This is a genomic window from Rhodococcus sp. NPDC056743 (genome assembly GCF_042790355.1).
GTDB lineage: Bacteria > Actinomycetota > Actinomycetes > Mycobacteriales > Mycobacteriaceae > Rhodococcus_F.
In genome coordinates, this window is sequence record NZ_JBHTZI010000003.1 from 493619 (window position 1) to 507837 (window position 14219).

Genomic DNA, 14219 nt, shown 5'->3' on the forward strand with positions numbered 1-14219 from the left:
AGTTCAAATATCCCGACCTGATCTGGGAGCGATATCCATGGTTGTGCCGACTCGGTCGACCAGAGTGGCCATTTCGTAGCCGATCTGACCGATGTCGCATCCCGCGACGGCAAGTGCAGCGAGGTAGGCGCCGCTGCCGACACCCATCAGCAGCAGGTAACCGTTCTCCATCTCGACAACTGACTGCAGGACGGCACCACCGTCGAACAGTCGCGACGCACCGGCTGAGAGGCTGGCGAGTCCCGAAGTCACAGCGGCCAACTGGTCGGCGCGATCGAGCGGAAGGTGCGAGCTTGCCGCGCTCAGCAATCCGTCAGCAGAGACGATGATGGCGTGGCTTACTCCCGGAACGTCGCGCGCAAAGCCCGACACCAACCAGTCGAGTGCGCGAGGAGTTTCTGGGGCTCCGACAGGATTCACTGTTCTCCTTCGTCTTTCTGCACATGTGTGTTCGCATGCAGGGATGGGTTGTTCTCGCTGTGAGCGTGTCGTCGTCCACGGCTGACGCCGGATTGGTAGTCACTCCATCCCCGTCTTGTGTTTTCCCGGTCGACACTCTGCCGATGGGATCCGGACTGGGGAGGGATATTCGTGGTTCCGACAGTTCCGGGGACCAATCGCGCTCCGCGGTCCCGGATCGGGAGCCCTGAGTCGGAGATCCGGGTGACGGGCATATCCGATGACGCGCGCGCGGCCACCCAACCCTCGTCGGCTTCGGTCTTCCAGATGAATCCGCCCGTGGCACCGGAGTTGTCGTCTGTGGGATCGACCAGCCACTCGGACACCATTCGGGCAAAGATCGGGGACGCAGTCGGCGGAGCTTCTGCAGTAGCTTCGGAAGCATCCGCGCTGAAAACGTCCACGCGCGGCGGTGTCGAGTCGCGCGTTCGGGAGGCGAAAAATGCCGCTGTGTTGGTCGGATTGGGGTTGCCGAACAGATGCCGCGGCGCGGGATTCCTGACGGTGGACTCGCTGCTATCCGACTGAGTGACAGGCGTTTCCGGGTCGGTTGGCGCTGCAATTACCGGTTCGGTTGCGAGGGTATTACCAATGCCGGGCACCCCGCTGTTTCCTGGTGTACGGCGAGGAAGTGTGTTCGCCGAGGGAACCGCAGTTGCGTGCGTCTGCGATACGACAACGGTAGGAGCACCGGAAACAGCTGGCGGCAAGGTGACCGCACTGGAGTTTCGAGGTTTGCGCTGCGGCAGCCCGTTCACCGATATTTCCGGTGCCTCGGCCGCGGAAGTTTCTGCGCGTTGGACTGTTGCAACAGCGTGAATCGGAGCAACTGTGCGGACCGGAACACCAAGTGAAGGCGTCGGCGTTCGAACCGCATTGTCGCGTGGTGCGACGAGCAGTGCCACCGGTAGGTGAACCATGGCGGTGATGCCACTGTGATCGGATGTGCTGCCAGACGGGCGCAAGCGGACTGAAATATTGTATCGACGGCTGATGCGACTGATCACGAAGAGTCCCATGTGGCGCGCGGTGTCTGGGCTCATTTCACCTCCCGAAGAGAGGCGTCTATTGGCGTCGAGCAGGTCGGCCGAGGACATCCCTATGCCGAGATCGGCTATCTCCACGAGCACAGAACCGTCGTTCGTCCGTGCGGCATCGATCGTCACCATCGTTTCGGGCGGTGAGTAGCGCAGAGCGTTGTCGAGAAGTTCGGTCATGAGGTGCACGACATCTGCACTGGCCTGGCCACTGACGACTGCCGAGAGAATCTGTCCGAGTTCGACGCGTTGATAGTCCTCGACTCCGGAGACCGAAGCGCGTAGTGCGTCGGCAAGGGCGATCGGAGCGGTTCGTACGCGTCGCCCTTCAGTGCCGGAAAGGATGAGGAGATTGTCACTGTTGCGTCGCATTCGGGCGGCGATGTGGTCGAGGCGGAAGAGATTCCCGAGGCGGTTCGGATCGTCTTCGTCCTGCTCGAGTTGCTCGATGAGGCCGAGTTGCTGGTCGACGAGCGACTTGTTTCGCCGTGACAACGTTTCGAACATGTCGTTGACCTGGCGACGGAGTGCTGCCTGCTCGCCGGCGAGGGTGATGGCTTGACCGTGCATGTCGTCGACCGCGCGGGCGAGTTGTCCGATTTCCTCGTGGGTATCGATGGGCACCCGAGGGATTTCCAGATCGGCTATTCTCTCGCCGGCTCGGATTCGCTCGATCGCGTCGGGGAGTCCGTGTCGTGATGCTGTGAGAGCTGAGAATCGGAGGCGGCGGATGGGATCGACCAGCGAGCGACTGATAATCAGGGCAAGGGCGAGTGCAGCGAGTACGGCACCGATAACCAGCGCGGCGTCTCGAAGCGCTGCAGATTGGGAAGCGCTGGTTTCGGCGGTCACAGTGGGGACGAACCGGTCAATTGCTGCATCGGTGATGGCGTCGTACTGATCGCTACTAGTCTGCAGGCCGATGCCGATATCGCTGCTCAAAGGGGATGTCGATGCGGTGGCACCGATTTCGCCGACGCGACTCTGCGCCGATGCCCGCAGGGAGTTAAGCACGGCAAAGGGATCCTGTGCACTGTCCGCTTCGATTGGCGGGAGCACCCCACCTGCCGTAGCGATAGGCATAAGTCCACCGAGGCCCGAGAGTTCTGCGCCGGCACTGGAAGTGAGGATGGTTCGCGATTGTTGATCGAGGTCGCCGGAACCGTACAGAATGTGCTGATTGGCGAGCGCTCGACGGGCCCCCCACAGGGCAGCGAACTCAGCACCGCGCTGGCGCAGAAGTGGCAACTGGGATTTGTTCATCAGATCGGAGAACGGTATCCAGAGCTGGGTCGACACCTCGTTGAAACGGGCGACCAGACGCGTTGGAGAATCCAAGCCGGCCGAAACTTCGTCGACGAGCGCTCGACTGTTCTGCAAAGTCTCGATGACCTGGTCGTAAAGCGCCGTGTCGGTTTGGAAGACAGTCCCGGCGGTAGCAAATTCTTGCAGTGCGGTTGTGACTGCCGCGGTGGCAGTGGCAGTTTCGGCGCCGGAGGCGGCTGCGACGGCTAGGTCGTTGAGGGCTTGTTCCAGGCGAAGTGCTGCGGGGACGGCGAATGTACGTTCGGCCGATGTGTTGAGGTTCGCTGCGTCGGTCAGTTCGCTCTGAATCCGGAAGCCGCCGAGCAAGACGGCGACGAGCATCGGAACCGCGACGACTGCGACAACCTTCCAACCGAGGCGCCATTCGGCGATCGACCACCACGAGGTTGTGTGTGCATCGTGTTTCATCCGGACCAATGCCTCTTCGCGTCTGCTATTAAAGTCTGTCAACCCCCCGATCAGGGAATCGCCCGAGTCCCTTCGACTACGTGCAATCGAAGGAAAGCGATTGAACGGTAACAGAATGATTTCTATCGCATCGCCCCGATAGTCCTTATTGTCCGGATTTTTTGTCCGTTATGTCGGCCTTGTGGCCTTGTTTGTCGGCATGGCGGCGGGTCTCAGCGGCCGAACCGCAAGCGGCTGCTGATGGGCCGCAAGGGGTGCTCGAGTACCGATGCGACCTTCCGCTGTGCGTTTCGATTCCGCATTGACCGCGACCGGATTGATCGCGATATCCGAAGTCATCGCAGAATTCCGTGTTCGCGGCCCGAGCCTGAGACCTCGGCAACCAAGCGCGTGACGGCGACATCGAACTTTGAATCAAAACTGTCCGGACAGAACCTTGGCCCCAATCAGCGGTTCAGTCTCGCATCGCGAATTCCCGTGCTTCCAGGGCCAGATCATCAGCAGCGGAATCCATATGCGCGGTCGTGTGATCCGGATTGGTCAAGACTGCCACGATCGGAATGGCCAGAGTCAAGAGTCCGAGCACGAAGACCGGGAAAAGAAATGAGAACACTTGGAGACCCTCGGGAACTTTTGCCGACGGATCATGAACAACTTCTACAGCGGCCATTCCCGTGTAATGCATGCTGACTACTGCAACTCCCATGATCACACCAGCGAAGAAGCGCAGAACCACAGATTCCAGAATCATCGTGAACCACAATGCGACTGTGGCAGCGGCGACAGCGATCAGGAGTGAGAGCGCTACAAGGTACACGTCATAGTGGATCTCGCCTTGAAAGCGCAAGGCGCGCATACCCGTATAGTGCATGACGTTGACCGCGACGCCCATGACGAGGCCGCCGACGAGGAGTCGGTTCCACCGGAAACTCGTGCCGACGATCAGCAAACCGATGAATACGGCGGTCACTGAAATCAGCGCCGAGACGACCGTCCACAGCAGGCTGTATCGAATGGGGCTACCCGGCACGGAAAAACCGAGCATCGCGATAAAGTGCATCAACCAGATGCCGACACCGCCGATTGAGAGTGCCGCCATTAACAACCAGCGTATTCGTGATCCGCTCGTCGTCGCACTTATGGAATGACGTGTACATGCCAATCCGACAACCGATCCGACGACAGAAACAACGAAGGCCAATCCAAGCAGCCAGATTCCCATCGAGAAGTGGTGCATTTCATCCGACATGCAAGTTCCTTCAGATTGTTGTTGTAGCTTTCAATTGATGCACTCTCTCACAGAGCTTTCTGTTGCCGACACGACCACTCCAAGACGACGTGAAGTGTGCAGAGTGACCACGATGCGCAGAATCGACGAAGACTTGCCGAAGAATGAGTAAGGCCGGTCCTGCTGCTTCGAAAAGCGATACTCGAATGCGTCGATGCGATCGGTGACAGATCACCATATTGACTATTCGCTTCGAACCTTCGAATGTAAGTGTTGAGCCCTTCGAAAACCGCTGCACTTAACACTGAAGAGAACACGTGCACGTTGCATCGAAGGTCAGCGCGCTGCTATTCCTACACGCGACCTTTCACCCCGACTGGATCTTCACCACAAACTAATTCTTAGCCGCTCGTTAAATTGCGGTCGATCCGGACCCCCGGAAGTGCTCGCCGCCTGGACGCGGAAGTGGTTGCAGCGCTTGGTGGTTACAGCTAGGCAGCTGCGCCTGCTGGTGGAGTGCAACAGGTGTCGCCTTTCCATGCGTTGACCCCCTCCTTCACTGCAATTACGGAAATGATCAGGGCGGCAATCGGATCGGCCCACGACCACCCGAGGAGTGCATTGAACAGCAGGCCGGCCAGGAGGACAGCAGACAGATAGGTGCACAGGAGCGTCTGTTTGGAATCGGCTACCGCGGACAGCGATCCAAGGTCGCGGCCAGTTCGGCGCTGCGCCCACGACAACATTGGCATGATCGCCAAACTGACCGCGGCCAAAGCGATTCCGACAGTAGAGTGCTGCGCCTCGCCGATCCCGAACAGCGATCGCACGGCGTCGACGGCGACATACACGGCGAGGCCGAAGAACGAGAAGGCGATGATCCGGAGCGCAATATTCTCCCTCGCTTCTGGATCCTTTCCCGAAAACTGCCAGGCAACGGCGGCAGCGGAGGACACTTCGATTACCGAGTCCAGGCCGAAGCCGATCAGCGCCGTTGAGGAAACCCGCGCGCCCTCGGTGAGAGCGATGATCGCTTCGAGCACGTTGTAGCTGATGGTCGCTGCGACAAGCAGTCGAATGCGGCGTGAAAGTACTTGCCGCCGTTCGTCCGACAGTGGCGGTCGCGTTCCGGGCAGGCCGAGATCTGATGCCATCAACAGCATCCTTTCCTGTCTGCGTCCGGGCAGCATGACGGGTCAACGGCCAGGACGAGGCCGATCAGATCGTCGAGCGCGCGGCCGATCCGAGGTTCGGAGAGTTCGTAGCGACTGCGTCTCCCTTCCGGCACAGCTACCACGAGCCCGCACCCGCGAAGGCAGGCAAGATGGTTCGACAAGATCTGGCGAGAGACTCCGATCTTTTCAGCCATCTCCGAGGGATATCCGGGCCCGGCGCGCAGGCTCAGCAGAATCTGCGTCCGAGTCGGATCCGACAGGGCGTAACCGAACCGAACCAGGGCGTCACGGTGAACCAATGTCTCCATAAATAGACAGTACATGCAAACATGTATTCAGAAAATTCTGAACTGATGTTCATCGGCCGGGCGTGACCTGTCCCCCAATGTCGTACGAGGCGACTACTGCCACAACCGCCAGGCAGATGACGATCGCAGCGATCGCGTAACCGAGGCCGAACCTATCCAATAGGACGGTGCGCCCCAATATCGCAGCTCGGCCTAGAGCCCGGAATCCTTGTGCGCCAAGAGATTCCCGGCCCTCCATTCAGCATCAACGCAGGCAGGCGAAGCCACTGGGGACGCGCGCCGAAAGTTCTTCGGCAGTGCAACTCGAGATGCTTCGGGCGCGCACACGCTTTCCGTTCGGTGGCGGAACACTTTGTGCTGAACAACCCCACAATGAGTGGAATGTCCGTTATCTTCCTCGGTAGTGGTTGCAATCTCGTGGCTGCTCCGCATCCCGCGCACGGATGCAGTCACCACGAAAAGGGGGACATCTGTGAATAGTCTCGAAACGCCTGCTCGTTGGTCCCGGACCGCCGCGGTGCTCGGAACCGGCGCCCTCTCCGTCGCGATTGCCCTCGGCGGTCCTGTCGCCACAGCATCTGCCGACAGTCCGGTCACCGACTTCGGCAGCATCTCGTTTTCGGTGACCAACGCCGGCGACAACACCATCTACGACATCAACGCCATCCTCAACCTCCCGCCCGGCACACTTCCGCTCGAGTTGATGATGCCCTCTATCGGTGCTCGCCCCTCGGCGCCTCAAGCGGTGAACGACTCCTTCGGCGACTCCTTTGTGGGCACCTCGTTGGAATTCGTTCTGGGCTTCGCTCTGGCGGGCGCCAATTTCTCCTTGTCGCCCAGCAACTTCGGATCACCTGGAAGTTCAGGGTGGTAAACCAGTCCTGACACACAAATGTGGCCGCTCACCCTAGCGGGCGAGCGGCCACATTGTGCTTGGTAAGAATCAGGCTAACCGATCAGAATGCGCGCACCGAACGAATGTTGGACGCGAGGATGGCCCTGGCACCAAGTTCAGCCAGTGCGTCCATCACCTGATTGTGCCCCTTGATCGGAACCATGGCACGCACGGCGACCCATTCCGGATCGGCAAGCGGAGACAGCGTCGGAGATTCCATGCCCGGCGTCATCTTGATTGCTTCGTCGAGGATGCTGCGCGGGCAGTCGTAGTCGATCATCAGGTTCTGCTGAGCGAACACGATTCCGCGAACACGCTCGATCAACTGGTTGCGCGCCGCGTCATCCTGCGGGGCACCGGTGCGCTCGATCAGGACACCTTCGGAATCGCACAGAGAATCGCCGAAGGCAACAAGGTTGTGCTGACGCAACGTGCGGCCGGAACCGACTACGTCGGCGATAGCGTCGGCGACGCCGAGCTGGATCGAGATCTCCACGGCGCCGTCGAGGCGGATAACGGAAGCCTCGATGCCGCGAGCGACGAGGTCAGCGCGAACCAGGTTCGGGTACGACGTCGCAATACGCAGGCCGGCAAGATCTTCAACGGTCCAGTCCTTGCCGGCAGGTGCGGCGTAGCGGAACGACGAGCGACCGAATCCGAGTGCCAAACGCTCCGAAACCGGTGCACCGGAATCTCCGGCGAGGTCGCGGCCGGTGATGCCCAGATCGAGTTCACCCGATCCGACGTAGATGGCAATGTCCTTGGGGCGCAGGAAGAAGAACTCGACCTGGTTGGAGAGGTCCAGAACCGTCAGGTCTCGCGAATCGGTGCGACGGCGGTAGCCCGCTTCGCTGAGGATTTCGGCGGCGGACTCGGACAGCGAACCCTTGTTGGGAACTGCGACGCGCAACATCAGTGAACGTCCTTTCGGAAGGTGTGGTCAGACGTGGGAAAAGGGAACCGGAATTGTCGGGTCAGATCCTCTTCACAGATGTCGGTACACGTCTTCGAGGGTCAGCCCGCGGCCGACCATCAACACCTGAGTCCAGTACAAGAGCTGAGAAATTTCTTCGGCTAGCTGCTCATCGCTCTGGTATTCCGCAGCGATCCACACTTCACCGGCTTCCTCGATGACCTTTTTGCCCTGTGCGTGAACACCGGCATCGAGGGCGGCGACGGTGCCGGACCCCTCGGGACGGGTGGCAGCACGCTCGGTCAACTCGGCGAACAAGGATTCGAAGGTCTTCACGGGTAGCTATTCTTTCACGAGTGCGGAACGGATTTTCACAGGCCTACAGGCTGGCCCGTCACAGGCCCTGATCGAGAGCGCGGGTACTGACGAACCGGCGAGCGCTGCCCGTGATCGGATCCGGGTATTCCAGTGCCCGAGCGAGGAGCCTCAGCGGTGTGGAGAAGTCACCTGAGGCTGCCGGACGGTAGTGCGGGTAGTAGTTATCACCGACGATGGGGATGCCCATCGAATTCAGATGCAGCCGCAGTTGGTGTGTGCGCCCGGTTTTCGGGAACAGCCGGTATCGACCGAGCGGGCTACCAGCAGAATCGGTAAGTTTCTCGACCAACTCGATTCGGGTTTCGCTGTTCGGTTCGCCCTCGACTTCGGTGGCGGTCATCTCGCCGTGCACCTTGTTGATGCGGCTCCGAACGATGCGCGGAAACGTCAATTCCGGATCGAAACCTGCGATGGCTTCGTACTCCTTGATGATCTTCTGCTCCGCGAACAGTTCCTGATACGGCCGTCGCAGTTCCGGAGTCACGGTGAAGACGATGACACCGGCAGTCATACGGTCCAGCCGATGCACCGGCGCCAGATCGGGGAGATCTAGGTCACGGCGTAGGCGGACGACGGCGCTTTCGACGATGTGCGCTCCGCGCGGAATGGTCGCGAGGAAGTGCGGTTTGTCGATCACCAGGATCTGTTCGTCGCGGTACAGGATCTCGATCTCGTATGGGACCGGGATTTCGGCTGGTGGTTCGCGGTAAAAGTAGACATAGCGGGTGGGCTGATACGGAGTTGCACCCGTGATGGTCCGCCCGTGCTCATCGACGACGCCGCCTGCCGCGACCAGTGCGTTCCAATGCTCCTGCTCGCCGGGGAACTCACCGACCAGAAACTCGAGGACGGTGCGTGCGTCGGACTCCCGGGGCATCCGAAGCCGATCCGGGCCGAGTCCGTCTCGGATCGGCAGCGGAGCCTTGGGCACGCCTTAGACCTGTTCGAGATCGGGTGAGCAACTCTCGCACAGCAATTCGAGGGTCCGTCCGTCTCCGTCGATTCTGTTGCGGAAGCGCGGCGTCGGCGTTCCGCAGTCGACACAGACACCGATCACCTTTGCCTCTGGCGAGAATTCGATGTTCATCCGCTTGTCGAAGACGTACAGCGATCCGTCCCACAAACCCTTGTCACCGAACGTCTCGCCGTAACGGACGATCCCACCGTCGAGTTGGTACACCTCACCGAAACCGCGTGAACGCATCAACGACGACAACACTTCGCAGCGCACTCCCCCGGTGCAATAGGTGACAACGGCCTTGTCCTTGAGATGGTCGTACTTGCCGCTGTCGAGTTCGCTGACAAAATCTCGTGTCGTTGTCACGTCCGGGACAACGGCGTCGCGGAAGCGTCCGATTTCCGCTTCGAAGGCGTTGCGTCCGTCGAAGAAGACAACGTCGTCGCCGCGATTGTCGACCAGTTCGTGCAGTTCCTTCGGTGCCAGGTGGACGCCGCCGCCCACCACACCCGTCGCATCGACCTCGAGTTCGTCGGGCGCGCCGAACGTCACGATCTCGCTGCGCACCTTGACGGACAGGCGGGGGAAATCGTTGCCGAGTCCGTCCGACCACTTGATGTCGGCCGTGCGGAACGGTTCGTACCCGCGAGTGCCACGCACGTATCGCTTGACGTCCTCGATATCGCCGCCCACCGTCGCGTTGATTCCGTGCTGCGAGATCAGAATTCGGCCGGTCAGATTGTTGGACTCGGCGAGGCTGTGCTGCCACAACCTGATCGCCTCAGGATCGGCCAACGGTGTGAACTGGTAGAACAGAACAATTTTGGGAATGGACACTTTCCTACACCAGCCTAACGTGCCGCACGCGCATGAACGTCGTGAAGATCGTGAATCGACAAGTCCGTCAACGACTCCCGGAAGATTCGTCCGGGACCGACCGGAACATCTACTTCACAGGGAACAACCAGCACACCGCAGCCTGCAGCGGTGGCAGCGGCCGTACCCGTCGGTGAATCCTCGATCGCCAGACACTGCGCCGGTTCCAAACCGAGAAGATGCGCACCCCGCAGGTACGGATCCGCAGCCGGCTTGCCCTGAGCTACTTCGTCGCCGCACACACTGTGGTCGAAGAACTCTCGCCCGAGCATCCCGAGAGCGCGATCGACCAGAACCCGCTCGGTATTGGTTACCAGAGCCGAGAGAAGTCCCCCGTCGCGAACCGTCGCAAGTGCCTCCTGCGCGCCGGGACGCCAGGTCACTCCGTCTTCGAAGAGATCGCCGACGCGGGTGTACATCCAGTCCTTCGCCTCGGCGACTGCCTCCGGGTGCTGCTCGAGACCCAGTGAATCGAACACCGTCGCCAGCGCAAACGGGCTGGAAGCGCCGATGACGGCGACTCGCGTCGCTTCCGTCATCGGCCCACCCAGACGCAGCGACAGCTCACGCAGCGCAACGTCCCACAGTTTCTCCGAATCGAGCAAGGTGCCGTCCATGTCCCACAGGACACCACCTAGCGTCGTTTCGGATACCTCGGTCAACAACTCAGACATTGAAATACTTGGCTTCCGGGTGGTGCAGGACAAATGCGTCAGTGGACTGTTCCGGATGCAACTGCAGTTCCTCCGAGAGGTGGACGCCGATGCGTTCCGGCTCGAGCAGCGCAACCAGCTTGGCGCGGTCCTCGAGGTCCGGGCAGGCGCCGTAGCCGAAGGAGTAACGCGCGCCGCGGTATTCGAGGTCGAAGTATCCGGACACATCGGTGGGATCCTGCTCGGCAACCGAGTGGCCGCCCGGCAGAACCAGTTCCTCACGGACCCGGCGATGCCAGTACTCGGCAAGCGATTCGGTGAGCTGTACACCGATGCCGTGAACCTCGAGGTAGTCGCGGTACGAGTTCGACGCGAACAACTCGTTGGCGAAGTCCGCGATCGGCTGCCCCATGGTGACCAACTGGAACGGGAGAACGTCTACCTGACCGGAGGCCTCGGCCTCCTTACGTGAGCGCACGAAGTCCGCGATGCACAGGAAACGATCCCGGTGCTGGCGCGGGTAGGTGAACCGGAATCGTTCCGGTGCATCCGGTTTCGGCTCGGTGAGCACGATGACGTCGTCACCCTCGGACACGGCCGGGAAGTAACCGTAAACCACTGCGGCGTGCGCAAGAATGCCTTCGGCCGTCAACCGGTCCAGCCAGTAACGAAGGCGCGGTTTGCCTTCGGTTTCGACCAACTCTTCGTAGGTCGGACCGTCACCCTTACGCTGACCGCGAAGTCCCCACTGCCCCAGGAACAGTGCGCGCTCGTCGAGCAGACCGGCGTACTCGGACAGTGCCACACCCTTGACGATGCGGCTGCCCCAGAACGGTGGCGTCGGGACCGGAAGGTCGGCTGCGACATCCGAGCGTTCGGGCAGGACAACGGGAGCTGCTTCTGCCTTGCGCTTTTCGGCGATCCGCTTGGAACGCTCGTGGCGAGCCTTCCGCTCGGCAACCTTCTCGCGGGCGGCAATTGCCTCGGGGCTGTCCGGTGCTGGTCCGCCGCCACGCTTCGTCGTCATGATCTGATCCATCAGATTCAGGCCTTCGAACGCGTCGCGGGCATAGCTGACCGCACCGTCGTACACCTCTTGTAGATCGTTCTCGACGTACGAACGCGTCAGTGCCGCACCGCCCAGCAGAACCGGGAACTGTTCCGCCACACCGCGGGAGTTCAGTTCCTTGAGGTTGTCCTTCATGACGACCGTCGACTTCACGAGCAGGCCGGACATGCCGATGACGTCGGCCTTGTGCTCGATCGCGGCATCGAGAATGGTCGCGATGGGCTGCTTGATACCCAGGTTGACCACGTCATAGCCGTTGTTGCTCAAAATGATGTCGACGAGGTTCTTGCCGATGTCGTGGACGTCGCCCTTGACCGTCGCGATGACAAGTCGACCCTTGCCGTCGTCGTCTGTGGCCTCCATGTGCGGTTCGAGGAAAGCAACAGCGGCCTTCATGACCTCAGCGGACTGCAGAACGAACGGCAACTGCATCTGACCGGAACCGAACAGTTCACCGACGGTCTTCATGCCCGAAAGCAATGTCTCGTTGATGATTTCGATCGGGGACTTGACCGTCATCGCCTCGGTGAGATCGTCGTCGAGGCCGTTGCGCTCACCGTCGACAATGCGGCGCTCGAGCCGATCGAACAAGGGCAGACCAGCAAGCTCCTGGGCGCGTGACTCGCGGGCCGACGCCGCCGAAACGCCCTCGAACAGTTCCATCAACTTCTGCAGGGGGTCGTACCCTTCACTGCGACGGTCGTAGACCAGGTCGAGTGCTGTCACCCGCTGCTCTTCCGGGATCCGGGCCATCGGCAGGATCTTGGAGGCGTGCACGATCGCGGTGTCGAGGCCGGCCTCGGTGCACTCGTGCAGGAACACCGAGTTGAGCACCTGGCGGGCTGCGGGGTTCAAACCGAAGGAAATGTTGGAAATACCCAGCGTGAAGTGCAGTTCCGGGTACGCGGCCTTGAGCTGACGGATAGCTTCGATGGTCTCGATGCCGTCGCGGCGCACTTCTTCCTGACCGGTGGAGATCGGGAAGGTGAGCGCGTCGACGATGATGTCGGACTCGGCGAGACCCCAGTTGCCTGTGATGTCCTCGATCAGACGCTTGGCGATCGCGACCTTGGTCTCGGCCGTACGCGCCTGGCCCTCCTCGTCGATGGTCAACGCGACAACGGCAGCGCCGTGCTCCTTGACCAGCGTCATGATCTTATGGAAACGCGACTCGGGACCAGCACCGTCCTCGTAGTTGACAGAGTTGACCGCGCAGCGCCCACCCAGGTGCTCGAGCCCGGCCTGCAGAACCGCAGGTTCGGTGGAGTCGAGCATGATCGGCAGCGTCGACGCCGTTGCCAACCGGCTGGCAAGCGCGGACATGTCGGCAGCGCCGTCGCGGCCCACGTAGTCGACGTTGAGGTCGAGCATGTGTGCGCCGTCGCGAGTCTGATCCTTCGCGATGTCCAGGCACTTCTGGTAATCCGCGGACAGCATCGCTTCGCGGAAAGCCTTGGAACCGTTGGAGTTCGTGCGCTCACCGATCATCAGGATGCTGGCATCCTGCTCGAACGGGACAGCCGAGTACAGCGATGACGTGCTGGCCTCGTGAATCGGGGTGCGCTGCGCCTTCTCCACCAAGCGGACCGCGTCGGCGACTGCCCGGATGTGATCGGGCGTGGTTCCGCAGCAGCCACCAACCATGCCGAGACCGAACTCGGAGACGAATCCACTGAGGGCTTCGGCCAATTCGTCTGCGGTCAACGGGTATTCGGCGCCGTTGGGGCCGAGTTGCGGGAGGCCGGCATTGGGCATGACCGAGACCGGCAACGTCGAGTACTTGGACAGGTGGCGAAGGTGCTCGCTCATCTCTGCCGGACCGGTTGCACAGTTCAGTCCGATCATGTCGATACCGAGCGGCTCGAGTGCCGTCAACGCGGCACCGATCTCACTGCCCAGAAGCATGGTTCCGGTGGTCTCGACCGTCACATGCGTGATGATCGGAATCCGCAGGCCCAACTGCTCCATCGCCCGCTGACTACCGAGGATCGCAGCCTTGACCTGAAGGAGATCCTGGCAGGTCTCGACGAGGATGGCGTCGGCGCCGCCCTCGATCATGCCGAGGGCGGATTCGGTGTACGCGTCACGCAGGACGGCAAACGGGGCGTGGCCCAGGCTGGGCAGCTTGGTTCCCGGACCCATCGAGCCGAGGACAAAACGGGCCATACCGTCGCGGCCTGGACCCATCTCGTCAGCTACCTCACGAGCTAGGGCAGTGCCCTTCTCGGAAAGCTCACGGATTCGATGCGAGATGTCGTAGTCGGCGAGGTTGGGCAGGTTGCACCCGAAAGTGTTGGTCTCGACAGCATCGGCACCGGCGGCAAAGTACGCGCGGTGGATGTCTTTGAGCACGTCGGGGCGGGTGTCGTTGAGGATCTCATTGCACCCCTCTAGTCCGAGGAAATCATCTAGTGTGAGGTCCGCGGCCTGCAACATGGTGCCCATCGCTCCGTCGCCGATGACAACGCGCTGATTCAACGCATCAAGCAGGGCAGAGTTAAATGGGGCAGACATGCCGTCCAGAGTAGTGGGCGCT

12 protein-coding genes are annotated in these 14219 nt (G+C 61.1%); 1 reads left to right on the plus strand and 11 read right to left on the minus strand.

The features are described from left to right. Window positions 1-3: 3 nt before the first annotated feature. The 5 genes from ACFRFQ_RS09555 to ACFRFQ_RS09575 form a co-directional block, all read right to left on the minus strand. Window positions 4-420, minus strand: a complete 417-nt coding sequence (locus ACFRFQ_RS09555) for a roadblock/LC7 domain-containing protein (protein WP_378656096.1) — start codon at window positions 418-420, stop codon at window positions 4-6. Then, complete coding sequence (locus ACFRFQ_RS09560; protein ID WP_378656099.1) at window positions 417-3230, minus strand: ATP-binding protein; 2814 nt, start codon at window positions 3228-3230, stop codon at window positions 417-419. The genes ACFRFQ_RS09555 and ACFRFQ_RS09560 overlap by 4 nt, the downstream gene beginning before the upstream one ends. A 454-nt stretch (window positions 3231-3684) precedes the next feature. Beyond that, complete coding sequence (locus ACFRFQ_RS09565; RefSeq protein WP_378656102.1) at window positions 3685-4329, minus strand: MHYT domain-containing protein; 645 nt, start codon at window positions 4327-4329, stop codon at window positions 3685-3687. A gap of 620 nt (window positions 4330-4949) precedes the next feature. Beyond that, the gene (locus ACFRFQ_RS09570) at window positions 4950-5612 is read right to left on the minus strand and encodes a cation diffusion facilitator family transporter (RefSeq protein WP_378656105.1); all 663 of its coding nucleotides are present in this window, start codon (window positions 5610-5612) and stop codon (window positions 4950-4952) included. Beyond that, the gene (locus ACFRFQ_RS09575) at window positions 5612-5941 is read right to left on the minus strand and encodes an ArsR/SmtB family transcription factor (RefSeq protein ID WP_378656108.1); all 330 of its coding nucleotides are present in this window, start codon (window positions 5939-5941) and stop codon (window positions 5612-5614) included. The genes ACFRFQ_RS09570 and ACFRFQ_RS09575 overlap by 1 nt, the downstream gene beginning before the upstream one ends. Before the next feature lie 472 nt (window positions 5942-6413). Between ACFRFQ_RS09575 and ACFRFQ_RS09580 the strand changes: the two genes are divergently transcribed. Then, window positions 6414-6815 (plus strand): hypothetical protein, encoded by a 402-nt coding sequence (locus ACFRFQ_RS09580; protein ID WP_378656110.1) that lies wholly within the window; start codon window positions 6414-6416, stop codon window positions 6813-6815. 82 nt (window positions 6816-6897) lie between these two features. Here the strand turns inward: ACFRFQ_RS09580 and hisG are convergent, their stop codons facing one another. The 6 genes from hisG to metH all read right to left on the minus strand — a co-directional run bounded on the left by hisG (window position 6898) and on the right by metH (window position 14197). Further along, window positions 6898-7749 (minus strand): ATP phosphoribosyltransferase, encoded by an 852-nt coding sequence (gene hisG / locus ACFRFQ_RS09585; protein ID WP_378656113.1) that lies wholly within the window; start codon window positions 7747-7749, stop codon window positions 6898-6900. A gap of 72 nt (window positions 7750-7821) precedes the next feature. Further along, window positions 7822-8085 carry a phosphoribosyl-ATP diphosphatase gene (locus ACFRFQ_RS09590; protein ID WP_003944933.1) on the minus strand — a complete coding sequence of 88 codons (264 nt, stop codon included), beginning with the start codon at window positions 8083-8085 and terminating at the stop codon, window positions 7822-7824. A gap of 58 nt (window positions 8086-8143) precedes the next feature. Further along, window positions 8144-9004, minus strand: coding sequence for a pseudouridine synthase (locus ACFRFQ_RS09595; RefSeq protein WP_378656328.1), 861 nt, complete (start codon window positions 9002-9004; stop codon window positions 8144-8146). 57 nt (window positions 9005-9061) lie between these two features. Beyond that, window positions 9062-9922, minus strand: coding sequence for a rhodanese-related sulfurtransferase (locus ACFRFQ_RS09600; protein ID WP_378656116.1), 861 nt, complete (start codon window positions 9920-9922; stop codon window positions 9062-9064). A 14-nt stretch (window positions 9923-9936) separates the two neighbouring features. After that, window positions 9937-10635, minus strand: a complete 699-nt coding sequence (locus tag ACFRFQ_RS09605; RefSeq protein WP_378656118.1) for an HAD family hydrolase — start codon at window positions 10633-10635, stop codon at window positions 9937-9939. Next, window positions 10628-14197 (minus strand): methionine synthase, encoded by a 3570-nt coding sequence (gene metH, locus ACFRFQ_RS09610; protein WP_378656120.1) that lies wholly within the window; start codon window positions 14195-14197, stop codon window positions 10628-10630. Before metH ends, ACFRFQ_RS09605 begins: the two co-directional genes overlap by 8 nt. Window positions 14198-14219: the final 22 nt, after the last annotated feature.